A 16,813-nucleotide genomic window follows, 5' to 3' on the forward strand; every position below is an offset into this window, starting at 1 on the left:
CCCGAATTGACGCTAGCGTGGAGGCACCTTTGCACACGCGGGAGCTCGGAGCACCGGGCTGAGAGGGCGCTGACCTCCGTATTCGCGATGTTTCACGTGGAACGAGTGATGTTTCACATGAAACGCCGCCCGACGGAAGCCGCTGCGTCGACCGCCGAACCTGTTACCGGGTAATGCCGGCGTAGGGAGTAGGTCTCATGACCAACAAGGATGTACGCACGCCTGCCTTCAGCCAGGACGAACAGCCCATTGCGGGCGAATCGTCCCCGGAGGCCGGGAAGTCCATCGGCTGGCACAAGGGGTATGTCGAGGGCTCCCGCCCCGACCTGCGGGTGCCGGTCCGTCAGGTGCATCTCACCAACGGGCAGTCGGTCACGCTCTACGACACCTCGGGTCCGTACACCGATCCGCTCGTCGAGACCGACGTCCGCAGGGGCCTGCCGCCGCTGCGGGAGAAGTGGATCGTCGCCCGCGGCGACACCGAGGAGTACGCGGGCCGGCCCGTCCGTCCCGAGGACGACGGAATAAAGCACACCTCGCCGCGCGGGGGCCTGCGGAACCTGGACGCGGTCTTCCCGGGCCGTCCGCGCCAGCCGCGCCGCAGCCGGGGAGGCGAGGCGGTGACGCAGCTCGCGTACGCCCGCCGGGGCGAGATCACTCCGGAGATGGAGTACGTGGCCATCCGCGAGAACGTCGCTCCCGAGGTGGTCCGCGAGGAGATCGCGGCGGGCAGGGCCGTGCTGCCCGCCAACGTCAACCACCCGGAGATCGAGCCGATGATCATCGGCAAGCGGTTCCTGGTGAAGGTCAACGCCAACATCGGCAACTCCGCGGTCACCTCCTCCATCGAGGAGGAGGTCGAGAAGATGACCTGGGCGACCCGCTGGGGCGCGGACACGGTCATGGACCTCTCCACCGGCCGCAACATCCACACCACTCGCGAGTGGGTGTTGCGCAACTCCCCCGTCCCCATCGGCACGGTGCCGCTCTACCAGGCACTGGAGAAGGTCGACGGCAGGGCCGAGGAGCTGACCTGGGAGATCTACAAGGACACGGTCGTCGAACAGGCCGAGCAGGGCGTGGACTACATGACAGTCCACGCGGGCGTGCGCCTGCCGTACGTGCCGCTCACCGCGAACCGCAAGACCGGCATCGTCTCGCGCGGCGGCTCGATCATGGCGGCCTGGTGCCTCGCGCACCACAAGGAGTCGTTCCTGTACGAGAACTTCGAGGAGCTCTGTGAGATCCTCGCCGCCTACGACGTCACGTACTCCCTGGGTGACGGGCTGCGCCCGGGTTCCATCGCGGACGCCAACGACGAGGCCCAGTTCGCGGAGTTGCGCACGCTCGGGGAACTCAACCGGATCGCCAGGCGTTTCCATGTTCAGACCATGATCGAGGGTCCGGGCCATGTCCCGATGCACAAGATCAAGGAGAACATCGACCTTCAGCAGGAGATCTGCGATGAAGCTCCGTTCTATACGCTCGGCCCGCTGACCACGGACGTCGCGCCGGCGTACGACCACATCACCTCCGGCATCGGTGCCGCGATGATCGCCTGGTGGGGCACGGCGATGCTCTGCTACGTCACGCCCAAGGAGCACCTGGGGCTGCCCAACCGGGACGACGTCAAGACCGGCGTCATCACCTACAAGATCGCAGCCCACGCGGCCGACCTGGCCAAGGGCCACCCGGGCGCGCAGGAGTGGGACGACGCGTTGTCCGACGCTCGTTTCGAGTTCCGGTGGGAGGACCAGTTCAACCTCGCCTTGGACCCGGACACGGCCCGCGAGTTCCACGACGAGACACTTCCTGCGGAGCCTGCGAAGACCGCCCACTTCTGCTCCATGTGCGGGCCGAAGTTCTGCTCGATGAAGATCTCGCAGGACATCCGGCGTGAACACGGCGGTAGTCAGGCCGAGGTCGAGGCGGGTATGGCGCAGAAATCCAAGGAGTTCGCGGCTGCGGGGAACCGGGTGTATCTGCCGATCGCGGAGTGACGGCAGGGCCTGTGCGCGTGCGGAGGTTCGGGAAGCAGGTGCGCCCGGGCCGGGTGTCCGGCCTGCGCCCCCTGGCCGGGGGCGCAAGCCGGGTTATTCCGGCTGGTGTTCCGGGCCTCCGAAGTCCGGGCTGGTGTAGTCCGGACTGGTGAAGCTCGGGCGGGGGGCGGGTGCGGCGCCGTCATCGGTGCTGAAGCCGGGGCGGTCGTACCCGAGACGCGGCATCCGGCCCGCCGGGCCCGACGGGGCGGTGCGGCGCAGTCCCGCCGTGCCGGAGTCGGCGGTCAGTGCTTCCCGCAGGAAGGGCAGGATGCCCCGCTCCAGCACGGCGTCCCGCCAGGCCTCCCGGGCCTTGGCCACCTCCCCGCCGGGTTCGCCATAGGCTCCGGCCTCCAGCGAGGGGCTGTTGCGCAGTGCGGTGAGCAGCAGTCCCGCCCCGGCCATGATGATGGCGGCCGCGGTCAGGACGCCGAACACCCAGCCCGCGGTGAGCATGGTCTGGGCGAACGCCGGGGCCGGGTCCAGCATCTTCAGGACGTACCCGACGAGCAGAAAGATCGCGGCGGCGGTGCCGGCGAGCACCGGCGCCAGGACCAGGGCGAGGGCGAAGCCTCCTGCGCCGGTGGTTTCGGCGGCCTCGCCGAGGGTGGTGGCGAGCCCCATCGCGCCGCCCGCCCCCGGCTCTGCGGAGCCGGAGTCCTGGACGGTGGCCGGGGTGGACCGCGCCGGATTGCGCAGTTCCTCGCGCACCTTCACGTAGTGCTGGTACTCGGTCGCCGCGGCCGCCGTGATCAATGCGGTGGCGTTGAGCGCCATGGTGCGCAGCTGTTCAGTGTTCAAGTGCTGGCCTATACCGGCCAGTTCGGGACGGTACGGGGCGGAGCGCAGCGCCTCGTCGAGGATCCGCTCGTACTCCTGGCGGTCCTCGCTGTGCAGGTGCTGCGGAACGCTGTTCATGTGCATCCCCCGATGCTCCGTAGGGCTGGTGGCTCGCACGCCGGCGAGCCGTCGGGCAGAAACGGAGGGGAGCCTGCTACGGATAAACCGATGGTAGAGCCGTTACGGCACGCGGTGACAGGGGGTTGCCGGAAATTGGGGGTGGCCCGTGCGTGACATCGGGGGGATGAAACCGCCCGGCTAACGCTCAGGTGTTCAACGGGAGTTGCCTCACCAGCAGCTTTCCGGCCATGGTCACGCCGCCGTCCATGGCGATGGCGAGCCCGTCGGCGTAGACGTGCGGTCCCTCCACAACGGGGCCGGTGCCCTCTTCGCCCTCTTCGGAGCCGACTTCGCCCAGCAGATAGGGAATCGGGCTATGCCCGTGAACGATGCGGGTACCGCCGTACGTATCGAGAAGGGAACGGACGGCGTCTGCACCCCCCTCGTCGCGGAAGGAGAAGCGCTTGGTGAACTTGCGGAAGAGATCCCACACCTCGTCCGCGTCATTACGCGTGATGGTCTCGCGGACCGTGTCGTTGACCGCCTCGATCGAGTCGCCGTAGTCGAGGTAGGCGGTGGTGTCGGAGTGGACCAGCAGATAGCCGTCGACCTCCTCGACGGCGTCCAGGCGGGCCATCCACTGCAGGTGGTGGTCCTGGAGCCGGTCCATGTCGGTCTTCTGGCCGCCGTTGAGCAGCCAGGCCGCCTGGAAGGTGGCGGTGCCCGCCCCGGAGTTGACGGGGGTGTCGCCGAACCGCTTGGCGCCTAGCAGCAGCAGCTCGTGGTTGCCCATGAGGGCCTTGCAGTAGCCGCCGGCCGCGGCCGCCTCGGCGGACAGCCGCATCACCAGGTCGATGACGCCGATACCGTCCGGACCCCGGTCGGTGAAGTCGCCGAGGAACCACAGCCGGGCGACGCCCGCACACCAGTGCCCGTCCGCGTCGATCAGGCCCTGCTCGCGCAGCGCGGTGACCAGCTCGTCGAAGTAGCCGTGCACGTCACCGACGACGTACAGCGGGCCGGGACCGTCCGCGGACTGTACGGCCGGGACGGCGGCCGGTTCGACGGGCACCTGGAGCGTGTCGCCGCGGTTGATGACGGGCAGGTCGCGCTCGGTGGGCGTGTACCCGTCCGGATAACCCTCGGGATACATCTCGTCTAGGGGCGGGGCGACGTCGCCGGGGTGGGTGCTGGGGGCGTACGGACCGGTCTCGTTGACGTACCCGGGCACCCGGAAGTCGCGCAACGTCGCCGTCCGCTCCGCCTCGGGTCCCTGACCGGCCCCCTGAGTCATCAGACCCCTCCACCATCGCGCCGCATCTGCACCGCTTCGGACTGCCTGGTCGCAGCGGCCCGCGGTGTCGTGGGCCCATCATAGGAATGCCCGTCGCGCCGTGTGATGACCCAGGGGTGGTGAATCCGGGCAGGACTCCAGTTCAGGGTGGCTTTCACCCCGGTTGGGCAGGGGTTCGACCACCCGTCGTTCGGCTGCCGGCCGTCGTCGGGCGACGCCCGGCAGTCGCGCCGCCCCGTGTTCGGCGTGTCCGTGCTACTCCTCCTCCGGTGCCCGTGGCGGGCTGACCGTGGTGCGCTGCGCGCGTCGCTGGGAAGAGGTACGCACGATCAGTTCGGTCGGTATCACCTGTTCGACCGGCTGGTCCGACTCGACTCCCTCGATCGCGTCGATGAGCAGTTGGACCACCGCCGTGCCGATGCGGCGCGGCTTGAGGGAGAGCGTGGTGATGGGCGGCTCGGTGTTGGCGTACACGGTCGACTCGCTGCAGCACACCAGGAGCAGGTCGTCGGGGACGCGCAGCCCGTAGCGGCGGGCGGCGGCGAGCAGGTCGGTGCCGTTGGGGTCGAACAGACCGTAGACGGCGTCGGGCCGGTCCGGGCGGGCCAGCAGCCGGTCGGCGGCGACGGCGCCCGCGCACGGGTCGTGGGCCGGGTAGGCCTCGTAGACCGGGTCCTGGCCGACGCGCTCGCACCAGCGGAGGTAGGCGGTGGTCGACAGGTGGGTGTACGTGTCCGTCGTGGTGCCGGTGAGCAGGCCGATCCGGCGGGCGCCGGCGGCGGCGAGATGGTCGAGGATGCCGAGTACGGCGGCCTCGTGGTCGTTGTCCACCCAGGCGGTGACCGGGAGCGCACCGGCCGGGCGGCCGTCGGAGACCACCGGGAGACCCTGCCGGACCAGTTCGCTGACCACCGGGTCCTGGTCGGAGGGGTCGATGACGACCGTGCCGTCCAGGGCGACGTTCGACCACACGTCGTGCCGTGAGGTGGCGGGGAGGATGACGAGGGCGTAGCCGCGGGCGAGCGCGGCCGAGGTGGCGGCCCGCGCCATCTCGGCGAAGTACGCGAACTCGGTGAAGGTGAAAGGTTCATCCCCGTACGTCGTCACGGTCAGGCCGATGAGTCCCGACTTGCCGGTACGGAGGGTGCGGGCGGCGGCCGAGGGGCGGTACCCCAGTCGGTCGGCGACCTCTCTGACGTGGCGGCGGGTGGCATCCGGGAGCCGCCCCTTGCCGTTCAGGGCGTCGGAGACGGTCGTGATGGAGACTCCGGCGGCGGCGGCCACGTCTCTGATGCCCGCCCGGCCCGGCCGGCTGCCTCGCCGAGAGGTTTCCGCGCGGCTCACCTGGTGCTTCCCTGCTGCTGTCATGGCGAGCCGATAGTAGGGCTCATGCGGTGGGGTAGTGCGGACGCATATGCACGCGTTGACAGGCACGTTTCTGCAAGGTCAATATGGGTCAACTGCCTTAGAAAGAAAGTCAGTTGAACGATCCAATGGTAAGACGTGACTTGTCGGCACGGATGGGCCTGCCAAGTGCCCGATGTTTCGAAGAGGTCTCAACTCACCTGCACGGGTGATGCGCGCTACGGCGCGAGCCACCGGCGCGTAGATATATGTAGGGCGCGCCCCCGTTAAATGCGCCTTCGTGCGGTGATGCCCGTGATGCCAGTGGTACGGATGAGGCTCGCCGTTCCGGCTCCTCGGTCGCCCGCCGCCGTTCCGGCCCGGTTCTTCGCGCCCTCTTCCCCTGTACGCGGCGGCGCCGAATCCTCATAAGGTGAGCAGTATTGGATGCCGGCGGCGTGGACGGTCCGCCGGTGGTCGCGAGGAGGACTGCGGTGAGCGAGACGAGCCCCAAGCTGCGCGCCGAGCTGGAGGGTATCCCCACCTACAAGCCGGGCAAGCCGGCGGCGGCCGACGGCCCGGTCGCGTACAAGCTGTCCTCCAACGAGAACCCGTATCCCCCGCTGCCCGGCGTGATGGAGACCGTCACCGCGGCCGCTGCCTCCTTCAACCGCTACCCGGACCTGGCGTGCACAGGGCTGGTGAACGAGCTCTCGGACCGCTTCGGCGTGCCGCTCGGGCACCTGGCCACCGGCACCGGGTCGGTCGGTGTCGCCCAGCAGCTGGTCCAGGCCACCAGCGGGCCGGGCGACGAGGTGATCTACGCGTGGCGATCCTTCGAGGCTTATCCGATCATCACGCAGATCAGCGGGGCCCGGTCCGTCCAGGTGCCGCTCACGCCCGGCGATGTGCACGACCTCGACGCGATGGCGGACGCCATCACCGACCGCACCCGCCTGATCTTCGTCTGCAACCCCAACAACCCGACCGGTACGGTCGTGAAGCGGGCCGAGCTGGAGCGGTTCCTGGACCGGGTGCCGAGCGACGTGCTGGTGGTCCTGGACGAGGCCTACCGGGAGTTCATCCGCGATCCCGAGGTCCCTGACGGCGTCGCGATCTACCGTGAGCGGCCGAACGTCTGCGTGCTGCGAACCTTCTCCAAGGCGTACGGTCTCGCCGGGCTGCGCGTCGGCTTCGCGATCGCGCACGAGCCGGTGGCCGCGGCGCTGCGCAAGACGGCGGTCCCCTTCGGTGTGAGCCAGCTCGCCCAGGAGGCGGCGATCGCCTCGCTGCGGGCCGAGGACGAGCTGCTGGGCCGGGTCGGCTCGCTGGTGTGCGAGCGGCAGCGTGTGGTCGAGGCGCTGCGCGGCCAGGGCTGGACGGTGCCCGAGACCCAGGCCAACTTCGTATGGCTGCGGCTGGGGGAGCGTACGACCGCCTTCGCGCAGCTCTGCGAGGAGCACGGCGTGGTCGTCCGGCCGTTCCCCGGCGAGGGTGTGCGGGTGACGGTCGGCGAGACCGAGGCGAACGACATCTTCCTGAAGGTGACGGAGGCGTTCCGCAAGGAGCTGTAGCGTCCGCGGGCCGCGGGGAGGTCGCCGCGGGCGAAGGGTGTCAGGTGTGCGGGGTCGCGCGGCCGGAACGAGGGCCGAGCGGCCCCGTTCGCATGTTCCGGAGGGGCCGGACGGCTCAAGTGCGACCCCCCTTCGATGTTCGAGAGTGAGTGCGCCATAATGGCTTGTGAATGTGAATGCATTCACAAGCGCGTCCCGTTTGCTCCGTGATGTACGTGACAAATGGGTGCACATGCCGCTGTACCACGGCGACGTAAGGAGACTGACGACGTGGACCTGGCTCTGGCGCCGGAGACACTGGCGCGCTGGCAGTTCGGCATCACCACCGTCTACCACTTCCTGTTCGTCCCGCTGACGATCTCGCTGGCCGCCCTCACGGCCGGCCTGCAGACCGCCTGGGTGCGCACGGAGAAGGAGAAGTACCTCAGGGCGACCAAGTTCTGGGGCAAGCTCTTCCTGATCAACATCGCGATGGGTGTGGTCACCGGCATCGTGCAGGAGTTCCAGTTCGGCATGAACTGGTCCGACTACTCGCGGTTCGTCGGCGACATCTTCGGCGCCCCGCTCGCCTTCGAGGCGCTGATCGCCTTCTTCTTCGAGTCCACCTTCATCGGGCTGTGGATCTTCGGCTGGGACAAGCTGCCCAAGAAGATCCACCTGGCCTGCATATGGATGGTCTCCATCGGCACGATCCTGTCCGCGTACTTCATCCTCGCGGCCAACTCGTGGATGCAGCACCCGGTCGGCTACAAGATCGACAAGGTGAAGGGGCGGGCCGAACTCACCGACTTCTGGGCCGTCCTCACCCAGAACACCGCGCTGGCCCAGGCCTTCCACACGCTGTCCGCGTCCTTCCTGACCGGTGGCGCGTTCATGGTCGGCATCGCCGCCTTCCACCTGTTCCGCAAGAAGCACATCACCGTGATGAAGACCTCGCTGCGGCTCGGCCTGGTCACCGTCGTCATCGCCGGCATGCTCACCGCGATCAGCGGTGACACCCTCGGCAAGGTCATGTTCAAGCAGCAGCCGATGAAGATGGCCGCCGCCGAGGCCCTGTGGGACGGCCAGAAGCCGGCGCCGTTCTCGATCTTCGCCTACGGAGACGTCAGCAAGGGCCACAACACCGTCGAGCTGTCCGTCCCCGGCCTGCTGTCCTTCCTGGCCGACGACCGCTTCAACTCGTACGTCCCCGGCATCAACGACACCAACAAGGCCGAGCAGCAGAAGTACGGCGCCGGCGACTACCGGCCCATCATCCCCGTCACCTTCTGGGCGTTCCGTTGGATGATCGGCTTCGGCATGGCGTCCTTCGCCATCGGCCTCGCCGGACTCTGGCTGACCCGCAAGAAGTTCATGCTGCCGCAGCACCTGAGGGTCGGTGAGGACGAGGTGCCGAACCTGGTCCTCTTCAGGAACAAGGCGCTCAGCCCCAAGCTCGGCAGGCTGTACTGGCTGGTGGCGATATGGACGCTGGGCTTCCCGCTGATAGCCAACTCCTGGGGCTGGATCTTCACCGAGATGGGCCGCCAGCCCTGGGTCGTCTACGGCGTCCTGCAGACCCGCGACGCGGTCTCCCCAGGTGTCTCCCAGACCGAGATCCTCATCTCACTGATCACCTTCACCGCGCTCTACGCCGTCCTCGCCGTCGTCGAGGTCAAGCTGCTCGTGAAGTACATCAAGGCCGGCCCGCCCGAGCTCACCGAGGACGATCTCAACCCGCCCACGAAGATCGGCGGCGAGGCCCGTGACGCCGACAAGCCGATGGCCTTCTCGTACTAGGGCGAGGGAGACGCAGTCATGGAACTTCACGACGTCTGGTTCGTCCTGATCGCCGTCCTGTGGACCGGCTACTTCTTCCTGGAGGGATTCGACTTCGGGGTCGGCATCCTCACCAAGCTGCTCGCCCGCGACCGCCTGGAGAAGCGGGTGCTGATCAACACGATCGGCCCGGTCTGGGACGGCAACGAGGTGTGGCTGCTCACCGCGGGCGGCGCGACCTTCGCTGCCTTCCCCGAGTGGTACGCCACGCTCTTCTCCGGCTTCTACCTGCCTCTGCTGGTCATCCTGGTCTGCCTGATCGTCCGGGGCGTCGCCTTCGAGTACCGGGCCAAGCGGCCCGAGGAGAACTGGCAGCGCAACTGGGAGACCGCGATCTTCTGGACCTCGCTGATCCCTGCGTTCCTGTGGGGCGTGGCCTTCGGGAACATCGCGCACGGCGTCAAGATCGACCGGAACTTCGAGTACGTCGGCACCGTCTGGGACCTGCTGAACCCGTACGCCTTGCTCGGTGGACTCGTCACACTGACCCTGTTCACCTTCCACGGCTCGGTGTTCACCGCACTCAAGACGGTCGGCGACATCCGGGTACGGGCGCGGAAGCTCGCCACCAAGGTCGGTGTCCTCACCGCGGCGCTGGCGCTGGCCTTCCTGCTGTGGACCCAGGCCGACAGCGGTGACGGCAAGAGCCTGGTGGCGCTCATCGTGGCGGTCGCCGCACTGGTGGCGGCCCTCGGAGCCAATCTGCGGGGCCGTGAGGGATGGGCGTTCGCCCTGTCCGGCGTGACCATCGTGGCCGCCGTGGCGATGCTCTTCCTGTCGCTCTTCCCGAATGTCATGCCGTCGTCGCTCAACGGGGACTGGAGCCTCACGGTCACCAATGCCTCGTCGAGTCCGTACACCCTGAAGATCATGACGTGGCTCGCGGCGATCGCCACGCCGCTCGTCCTGCTCTACCAGGGGTGGACCTACTGGGTGTTCCGCAAGCGGATCGGTACGCAGCACATCGCGACCGAAGCCGCGCACTGAGTCCGAGGAGTGGGTGTTTCACGTGAAACACCCACTCCGGGCCGAAGGGCATGTTTCACGTGAAACCAATCGATCCCCGTCTGCTGCGTTACGCCCGCGCCACCCGTCTCTTCCTGGTGGCCGTCGTGGGCCTCGGTGCCCTCGGTGCCGGGCTGGTCATCGCCCAGGCCATGCTCATCGCCGACGTGGTGGTCGGCGCCTTCCAGCGCGGTCACTCCGTCTCCGAACTCCGCACCCCTCTGCTGCTGTTGGCGGCCGTGGCCGTCGGCCGGGCGCTGGTCTCCTGGCTCACCGAACTCGCCGCACACCGAGCGAGCGCGGCGGTCAAGTCCGAGCTGCGCGGCCGGCTCCTCGACCGTGCGGTGGCACTCGGCCCCGGCTGGCTGAGCGGACAGCGGACCGGATCGCTGGTCACTCTCGCCACGCGTGGGGTCGACGCCCTCGACGACTACTTCTCGCGCTACCTGCCGCAGCTGGGACTGGCGGTGGTCGTGCCGGTCGCGGTGCTGGCGCGGATCGTCACCGAGGACTGGGTCTCCGCGGCGATCATCGTGGGAACCCTGCCGCTGATCCCGGTCTTCATGGTCCTGATCGGCTGGGCCACCCAGTCCCGGACGGACCGTCAGTGGCGGCTGCTGTCGCGGCTCTCCGGCCACTTCCTGGACGTGGTGGCCGGGCTGCCCACGCTGAAGGTGTTCGGCCGGGCCAAGGCGCAGGCCGAGTCCATCCGTCGGATCACCGGTGAGTACCGGCAGGCGACCATGCGGACGCTGCGGATCGCGTTCCTCTCCTCGTTCGCTCTGGAGCTGCTCGCCACGCTGTCGGTGGCCCTGGTCGCCGTGACCGTCGGTATGCGGCTCGTCCACGGGGACATGGATCTGTACATCGGGCTGGTCATCCTGGTGCTGGCGCCCGAGGCATATCTGCCGTTGCGGCAGGTGGGAGCCCAGTTCCACGCGGCGGCGGAGGGGCTGGCGGCCGCGGAGGAGATCTTCGCGGTGCTGGAGACGCCGGTGCCGGCGTCGGGGACGGGCGCGGTGCCTTCCGCCGCGGCCCTGGCCTTCGAGGGTGTGACGGTCCGCTACCCGGGACGCTCGGCGGACGCGGTGACCGATGTGTCGTTCACGGTCGAACCCGGGGAGACCGTCGCGCTGGTCGGCCCGAGCGGTGTGGGCAAGTCGACGCTGCTCAACGTCCTGTTGGGGTTCGTGCGGCCGGCGCAGGGGCGGGTCCGGATCGGGGAAGCCGACCTCGCCGACGTCGACTTGGCGGAGTGGCGGTCGCGGATCGCGTGGGTGCCGCAGCGGCCGCATCTGTACGCCGGGACGATCGCCGAGAACGTACGGCTCGCGCGTCCCGGCGCGGACGACGACGCCGTCCGGGGGGCGCTGCGGGACGCTGGGGCGCTGGAGTTCGTGGACGCGCTGCCGGAGGGGGCGCAGACGGTTCTCGGTGAGGACGGAGCCGGTCTGTCCGCGGGGCAGCGGCAGCGGCTGGCGCTGGCGCGGGCGTTTCTGGCCGATCGGCCGGTGCTGTTGCTGGATGAGCCGACGGCTGCGCTGGACGGGGCGACCGAGGGGGAGGTGGTGGCGGCGGTGCGGAGGCTCTCCGAGGGGCGCACCGTGTTGCTGGTCGTGCACCGGCCGGCGCTGCTGTCGGCGGCGGACCGGGTGGTGCGGCTCTCCGGCGGCGAGGTCCCCAGGGGGCTCCGCCCCCTGGACCCCCAGAACCTTCGCCCACCCACCACCCGACTCGGTCAGTCGGAAGGTGAGATCGCGGAGGGGCTGGGTCAGTCGACAGGCGAGGGCGCGGGTCGGCTCGGTGGGCTGGCAAGCGGGGTTGTGGGGCGTCTCGGGGTGTCGGAGGGGGAGGTCGCGGGGCGGCTTGAGGAGTCCGTGGGTGAGGGCGCCGATCGGCTCGGGGGGTTGGAGGGTGAGCGGTCGGAGGTGTTCGCGCAGGCTGTGGACGGCACCGTGGACTCGGGGGCTGTGGGGCGCCGAAGTGTTCTCAGGCGGGTTCGTGCCGCCTCCGGCGCACGGCGGGGGCGGTTGCTGCTTGCGCTGTTGCTGGGGGCGTTGGCGCTCGCCAGTGCCGTCGGGCTGATGGCGACCTCCGGGTGGCTGATCTCGCGGGCCTCGCAGCAGCCGCCGGTGCTGTATCTGATGGTCGCCGTGACGGCTACGCGGGCCTTCGGGATCGGGCGGGCCGTGTTCCGTTACGGCGAGCGGCTGGTGTCGCACGACGCCGTGCTGCGGATGCTGGCCGACACGCGGGTCGCCGTGTACAGGCGGCTGGAGCGGCTCGCTCCTGCCGGGCTGCGGACGACCAGGCGGGGCGATCTGCTCAGCCGGCTGGTCGCCGACGTGGAGACCCTGCAGGACTACTGGCTGCGATGGCTGCTTCCGGTCGGGGCCGCGGTGGCGGTGTCCGCCGGGGCCGTGGGCTTCACGGCCTGGCTCCTGCCCGAGGCCGGGGCCGCGCTCGCGGTGGGGCTGCTGGCGGCCGGTGCCGGCGTTCCGCTGGTGACCTCGGCCGTGGCCCGGCGCGCCGAGCACCGGTTGGCACCGGCCCGCGGACTGCTCGCCACCCGGGTGACCGACCTGCTCACCGGCACCGCCGAACTGACCGTCGCCGGCGCGCTGCCCACCCGTACCGACGAGGCCCGGCGGGCGGACCGCGCGCTCACCCGGATCGCCTCGCGCGGGGCCACGGCCACCGCGCTCGGCGACGGGCTGACCGCGCTGCTGACCGGCCTGACCGTCGCGGCCGCCGCGCTGCTGGGCGCCCAGGGGGTCGCCGACGGCCGGCTGAGCGGCGTGGCGATGGCGGTCGTCGTGCTCACTCCGCTGGCCGCCTTCGAGGCCGTGCTCGGGCTGCCGCTGGCCGTGCGGCACCGGCAGCGGGTTCGCAGGAGCGCCGAGCGCATCTACGAGGTGCTGGACGCGCCCGACCCCGTGCGGGAGCCGGAGCTGCCGCGTCAGGCGCCCGCCGCGCCCTTCCCCGTCGTACTGAAGGGCCTGACGGCCCGGTACCCGGGGCAGCAGCGGGACGCCCTCGGCGGGCTCGACCTCACTCTGCACGAGGGGCGCAGGGTGGCCGTGGTCGGGGCCTCCGGCGCCGGCAAGTCGACCCTCGCCCAGGTCCTGCTCCGGTTCCTCGACCCGGGCGCGGGCTCCTACACGCTCGCCGGCGTGGACGCGTACGGCATGGACAGCGACGACGTACGGCGGCTCGTCGGGCTGTGCGCCCAGGACGCGCATCTCTTCGACAGTTCCGTGCGCGAGAACCTGCTGCTCGCCCGGAAGGACGCCACCGAGGAGGACCTGCGGGACGCGCTGGGCCGGGCCCGGCTGCTCGACTGGGTGGACGGGCTGCCCGACGGACTCGACACCCTGGTCGGCGAGCACGGGGCACGGCTGTCCGGCGGGCAGCGGCAGCGGCTGGCCCTCGCCCGGGCACTGCTCGCCGACTTCCCGGTGCTCGTGCTGGACGAGCCGGCCGAGCATCTCGACCTGCCCACGGCGGACGCGCTCACCGCGGACCTGCTCGCCGCCACCGAGGGCCGGACGACGCTGCTCGTCACGCACCGGCTGGCGGGCCTGGAGGCCGTGGACGAGGTGGTCGTCCTCGACGCGGGCCGGATGGTGCAGCGCGGGAGTCATGCGGAGCTGGTCGCCGCGGCCGGACCGCTGCGCGACATGGCGGAGCGGGAGGCGGCGGCGGACTCTCTGGTGGGCGCGCGGTAGCCGCCGCGGCGGGCGGCCTCAGGCGCGGGCGGCCAGCAGCCGCTCGATCACCACGGCCACCCCGTCCTCGTTGTTGGCGACCGTGCGTCCCGAGGCGGCGGCGACGGCGGCGGGGTGGGCGTTGCCCATGGCGTACGACCGGCCGGCCCAGGTCAGCATCTCGACATCGTTGGGCATGTCCCCGAAGGCCACGACCTCCTCGCGCGAGATGCCGCGCTCGGCACACTCCAGAGCGAGCGTGCTGGCCTTGGAGACGCCCGGCCCGCTGATCTCCAGCAGGGCGCTCGGACTGGACCGGGTGACGGTGGCGCGGTCGCCGACGGCGAGGCGGGCGAGGGTGAGGAAGGCATCGGGGTCGAGGTCGGGGTGGAAGGCGAGGATCTTGAGGACGGGCTCGCCGGCGCTCGGACCGTCGGCCGCGAGAATCTCCTCGGCGGCGAGCAGGTGGTCCGGTATCTCCAGGTGGAGCTTGGGATAGGCCGGCTCCTGGTGGAAGCCGTACGTCTGCTCGATCGCGTACACGGTGCCGGGCGCGGCCTCGCGCAGCAGCCGTACCGCGTCCAGCGCGTTCTCCCGGGCCAGGTCGCGCACCTTCACGAAGCGGTGCGCGCCGGGGCCGCCGTGCAGGTCGACCACGGCCGCGCCGTTGCCGCAGATCGCCAGGCCGTGGCCGTGGACGTGCGCGCTGACGACGTCCATCCAGCGGGCCGGGCGGCCGGTGACGAAGAAGACCTCGATCCCGGCCTCCTCGGCGGCGGCCAGGGCGGCGACCGTCCTCGGGGAGACCGACTTGTCGTCGCGCAGCAGGGTGCCGTCGAGATCGGTGGCGACCAGCCGGGGCGGGGTCGCGAAGGCAGGGGTCTCGGGCTGTCGGGTCGCTGAGGTCACCGCGCCATTCTCGCGCATATGCCCGCACGGCCGGGCGGCCGGGCGCACAGATGAGACACAGACGACTCCGAAGCGTCCCCCACCGCGCCGCGGCCCTGCTGAAGGGGACTCAGCCGAGCTGGGCCGGGGCCTCCATGGCGATCTGCTCGAAGACCTTCTGGTCGGCCGCGAAGTCCGAGTCGGGGATGGGCCAGTGGATCACCAGCTCGGTGAAGCCCAGCTCCTGGTGGCGGCCGGCGAAGTCCACGAAGGCGTCCAGGGACTCCAAGGGGCGGCCGCGGTCCGGCGTGAACCCGGTGAGCAGGACCTTGTCCAGCTCCGCCACGTCCCGGCCGATCGCCGCGCACGCCCCGCCGAGCTTTCCGATCTGCCCGCGGAGTGCCTCGACCGACTGCTCGGGCGTGCCGTTCTCGTACAGCTTCGGGTCGCCGGTGGTCACCCACGCCTGGCCGTGCCGCGCGGCCAGCTTCAGTCCGCGCGGTCCGGTGGCCGCGACCGCGAAGGGCAGCCGGGGCCGCTGCACACAGCCCGGGATGTCGCGCGCCTCGTGGGCCGAGTAGAACTCGCCCTCGTACGTCACCGAGTCCTCGGTGAGCAGCCGGTCGAGGAGCGGCACGAACTCGGCGAACCGGTCGGCGCGCTCGCGCGGGGTCCAGGGCTCCTGGCCCAGTGCGGTGGCGTCGAAGCCGTTGCCGCCCGCGCCGATGCCGAGGGTGACGCGGCCGCCGGAGATGTCGTCGAGGGAGATCAGCTCCTTGGCGAGGGGCACCGGATGCCGGAAGTTCGGCGACGTGACGAGGGTGCCGAGGCGCACTCGGTCGGTGACGGACGCGGCGGCGGTCAGCGTCGGGATCGCCCCGAACCACGGGCCGTCCCGGAAGCTGCGCCAGGACAGGTGGTCGTAGGTGTACGCGGTGTGGAAGCCCAGCTCCTCGGCCCGCGTCCAGGCGGCGGCGCCGCCCTCGCTCCAGCGGCGGTACGGGAGGATCACGGTGCTCAGACGCAGACTCATGCGTCCGAGACTAAAGGGACCACCCGCGACGGCCGAAACGCTCACCGCATGCGGCCGCTCAGCCACGGCGTGAGCAGGTGCGCGGCCAGGTGTTCCCGGTACGTGCGGTCTCCGGCCAGCGGCACGACCAGCGAGGCCGTGGGCGGGAAGCTGCGGCCCCGGACGTGGGCCAGGCCGCCGAAGACGGAGTGCAGGAAGGCGGGCACGTCGTCGCGCGGGACGTCGTGGAAGACCACGCCCTCGACGGTGATCAGCGCGTCGTCCTCAGGGAAGAGCCGCACGCTCACCCGGGGCAGGCCGCCGAACTCGGCGTACGCCTCGTGCGGCAGCGAACCGTCCGGGTCGGTGGTGACCCCGAAGCCCGCCGCACTGCGCCGCGAGGTCTGGTCGGCGCCGATGTCGTGCGTGACCTCGATCTCGCGCCCGTGTTCGGCCGCGACCGCGTGCAGTGCGGCGACGGCCGCCTCGGTGGTCGGAAAGTGCTCTTGGTGTGCCCCGCGCCCGGAGTGGTCCATACCACTCATCATGCCGGGGTCAGTGGGGTTCGGGGAAGCGCAGGTAGGGCGGCGGTACCGCCCGCGTCAGCCACACGCCGTTTGCGCTGACGTGGAAGACGTGCCCGTCCCGGTGCATTGCGGCCGCGTCCACCGACAGCACTACGGGGCGACCGCGCCGGGCACCGACTCGCGTCGCGGTCTCCCGGTCCGCCGACAGATGCACGTCGTGCCTGTTCATCGGCCTGAGGCCCTCGCTCCGGATCGCGTCCAGGTTCCGTGCGACGGTGCCGTGGTAGAGGTACGGCGGCGGGGTCGCCGGGGGCAGTCCGAGGTCGACGTCGATGCTGTGGCCCTGGCTGGCGCGGATCCGGGTGCCTTCGACGGCGAACCGCTGCTTGTCGTTGGCGGCGACCACGTAATCCAGTTCCTCGCGGCTGACCGGGAAACCGTGCGCCGCGGCCGCCGCGAGCAGCGTGTCGATCTCCACCCAGCCCGCCTCGTCCAGATTGAGCCCGATGCGTTCGGGCTGGTGGCGCAGGTGTTTCGAGAGGTACTTCGACACCTTCACGGTGCGCCGTTCGTCCGGTGTTCCCTGGCTGTGTCTCGCGTCCATGCCATCAGCGTGCCGGGCGAGACGCGGATCACGCAGATATTTTTCGCTTCGGGTTTGATCCACAACCAAGTGCGGTTATCCACAAGGAAATTGGCCGAGTT

General features: G+C 70.3%; 12 protein-coding genes and 1 riboswitch. Of the genes, 5 read left to right on the forward strand and 7 right to left on the reverse strand.

From position 1 onward, the window contains the following. Window positions 1-27: 27 nt before the first annotated feature. A riboswitch (TPP riboswitch) is annotated at window positions 28-205 on the forward strand. Continuing rightward, window positions 198-2,000 (forward strand): phosphomethylpyrimidine synthase ThiC, encoded by a 1,803-nt coding sequence (gene thiC / locus ACFY0K_RS31065; RefSeq protein WP_390642591.1) that lies wholly within the window; start codon window positions 198-200, stop codon window positions 1,998-2,000. Its footprint overlaps the riboswitch before it by 8 nt. Before the next feature lie 93 nt (window positions 2,001-2,093). Here the strand turns inward: thiC and ACFY0K_RS31070 are convergent, their stop codons facing one another. From ACFY0K_RS31070 to ACFY0K_RS31080, 3 genes are all read right to left on the reverse strand, one after another. Then, window positions 2,094-2,963, reverse strand: a complete 870-nt coding sequence (locus ACFY0K_RS31070; RefSeq protein WP_351956857.1) for a hypothetical protein — start codon at window positions 2,961-2,963, stop codon at window positions 2,094-2,096. A gap of 181 nt (window positions 2,964-3,144) precedes the next feature. Then, window positions 3,145-4,233 carry a metallophosphoesterase gene (locus tag ACFY0K_RS31075; RefSeq protein WP_390642592.1) on the reverse strand — a complete coding sequence of 363 codons (1,089 nt, stop codon included), beginning with the start codon at window positions 4,231-4,233 and terminating at the stop codon, window positions 3,145-3,147. Window positions 4,234-4,488: 255 nt separating this feature from the next. After that, complete coding sequence (locus ACFY0K_RS31080; protein ID WP_351956859.1) at window positions 4,489-5,601, reverse strand: LacI family DNA-binding transcriptional regulator; 1,113 nt, start codon at window positions 5,599-5,601, stop codon at window positions 4,489-4,491. Between the two features lie 470 nt (window positions 5,602-6,071). Between ACFY0K_RS31080 and hisC the strand changes: the two genes are divergently transcribed. The 4 genes from hisC (at window position 6,072) to cydD (ending at window position 13,702) form a co-directional block, all read left to right on the forward strand. Next, entirely contained in the window at window positions 6,072-7,151 is a 1,080-nt protein-coding gene (hisC, locus tag ACFY0K_RS31085) for a histidinol-phosphate transaminase (protein ID WP_390642593.1), read from the forward strand. Window positions 7,152-7,421: 270 nt separating this feature from the next. Then, window positions 7,422-8,930, forward strand: a complete 1,509-nt coding sequence (locus tag ACFY0K_RS31090; protein ID WP_390642594.1) for a cytochrome ubiquinol oxidase subunit I — start codon at window positions 7,422-7,424, stop codon at window positions 8,928-8,930. An 18-nt stretch (window positions 8,931-8,948) separates the two neighbouring features. Continuing rightward, window positions 8,949-9,956, forward strand: coding sequence for a cytochrome d ubiquinol oxidase subunit II (gene cydB, locus ACFY0K_RS31095; RefSeq protein WP_388719387.1), 1,008 nt, complete (start codon window positions 8,949-8,951; stop codon window positions 9,954-9,956). A 50-nt stretch (window positions 9,957-10,006) separates the two neighbouring features. Then, the gene (gene cydD / locus ACFY0K_RS31100) at window positions 10,007-13,702 is read left to right on the forward strand and encodes a thiol reductant ABC exporter subunit CydD (protein WP_390642595.1); all 3,696 of its coding nucleotides are present in this window, start codon (window positions 10,007-10,009) and stop codon (window positions 13,700-13,702) included. Between the two features lie 18 nt (window positions 13,703-13,720). Here cydD and ACFY0K_RS31105 read toward each other — a convergent pair whose 3' ends face one another. The 4 genes from ACFY0K_RS31105 to ACFY0K_RS31120 form a co-directional block, all read right to left on the reverse strand. Further along, complete coding sequence (locus ACFY0K_RS31105; RefSeq protein WP_390642596.1) at window positions 13,721-14,608, reverse strand: HAD-IIB family hydrolase; 888 nt, start codon at window positions 14,606-14,608, stop codon at window positions 13,721-13,723. A gap of 91 nt (window positions 14,609-14,699) precedes the next feature. Further along, window positions 14,700-15,602: an LLM class flavin-dependent oxidoreductase gene (locus ACFY0K_RS31110; RefSeq protein ID WP_351956865.1), complete on the reverse strand. Its 903-nt coding sequence runs from the start codon at window positions 15,600-15,602 to the stop codon at window positions 14,700-14,702. Window positions 15,603-15,643: 41 nt separating this feature from the next. Further along, the gene (locus ACFY0K_RS31115; protein WP_390642597.1) at window positions 15,644-16,117 is read right to left on the reverse strand and encodes a hypothetical protein; all 474 of its coding nucleotides are present in this window, start codon (window positions 16,115-16,117) and stop codon (window positions 15,644-15,646) included. A gap of 19 nt (window positions 16,118-16,136) precedes the next feature. Continuing rightward, window positions 16,137-16,712 (reverse strand): RNA 2'-phosphotransferase, encoded by a 576-nt coding sequence (locus ACFY0K_RS31120; protein ID WP_390642598.1) that lies wholly within the window; start codon window positions 16,710-16,712, stop codon window positions 16,137-16,139. Window positions 16,713-16,813 lie beyond the last annotated feature (101 nt).

The sequence above is a fragment of the Streptomyces sp. NPDC001507 genome, assembly GCF_042894765.1.
GTDB lineage: Bacteria > Actinomycetota > Actinomycetes > Streptomycetales > Streptomycetaceae > Streptomyces.

Coding starts and splice junctions, on each gene's coding strand:
- thiC (WP_390642591.1), top strand. CDS start 198: ATGACCAACAAGGATGTACGCACGCCTGCCTTCAGCCAGGACGAACAG.
- ACFY0K_RS31070 (WP_351956857.1), bottom strand. CDS start 2,963: ATGCACATGAACAGCGTTCCGCAGCACCTGCACAGCGAGGACCGCCAG.
- ACFY0K_RS31075 (WP_390642592.1), bottom strand. CDS start 4,233: ATGACTCAGGGGGCCGGTCAGGGACCCGAGGCGGAGCGGACGGCGACG.
- ACFY0K_RS31080 (WP_351956859.1), bottom strand. CDS start 5,601: ATGACAGCAGCAGGGAAGCACCAGGTGAGCCGCGCGGAAACCTCTCGG.
- cydB (WP_388719387.1), top strand. CDS start 8,949: ATGGAACTTCACGACGTCTGGTTCGTCCTGATCGCCGTCCTGTGGACC.
- cydD (WP_390642595.1), top strand. CDS start 10,007: ATGTTTCACGTGAAACCAATCGATCCCCGTCTGCTGCGTTACGCCCGC.
- ACFY0K_RS31105 (WP_390642596.1), bottom strand. CDS start 14,608: ATGCGCGAGAATGGCGCGGTGACCTCAGCGACCCGACAGCCCGAGACC.
- ACFY0K_RS31110 (WP_351956865.1), bottom strand. CDS start 15,602: ATGAGTCTGCGTCTGAGCACCGTGATCCTCCCGTACCGCCGCTGGAGC.
- ACFY0K_RS31115 (WP_390642597.1), bottom strand. CDS start 16,117: ATGGACCACTCCGGGCGCGGGGCACACCAAGAGCACTTTCCGACCACC.
- ACFY0K_RS31120 (WP_390642598.1), bottom strand. CDS start 16,712: ATGGACGCGAGACACAGCCAGGGAACACCGGACGAACGGCGCACCGTG.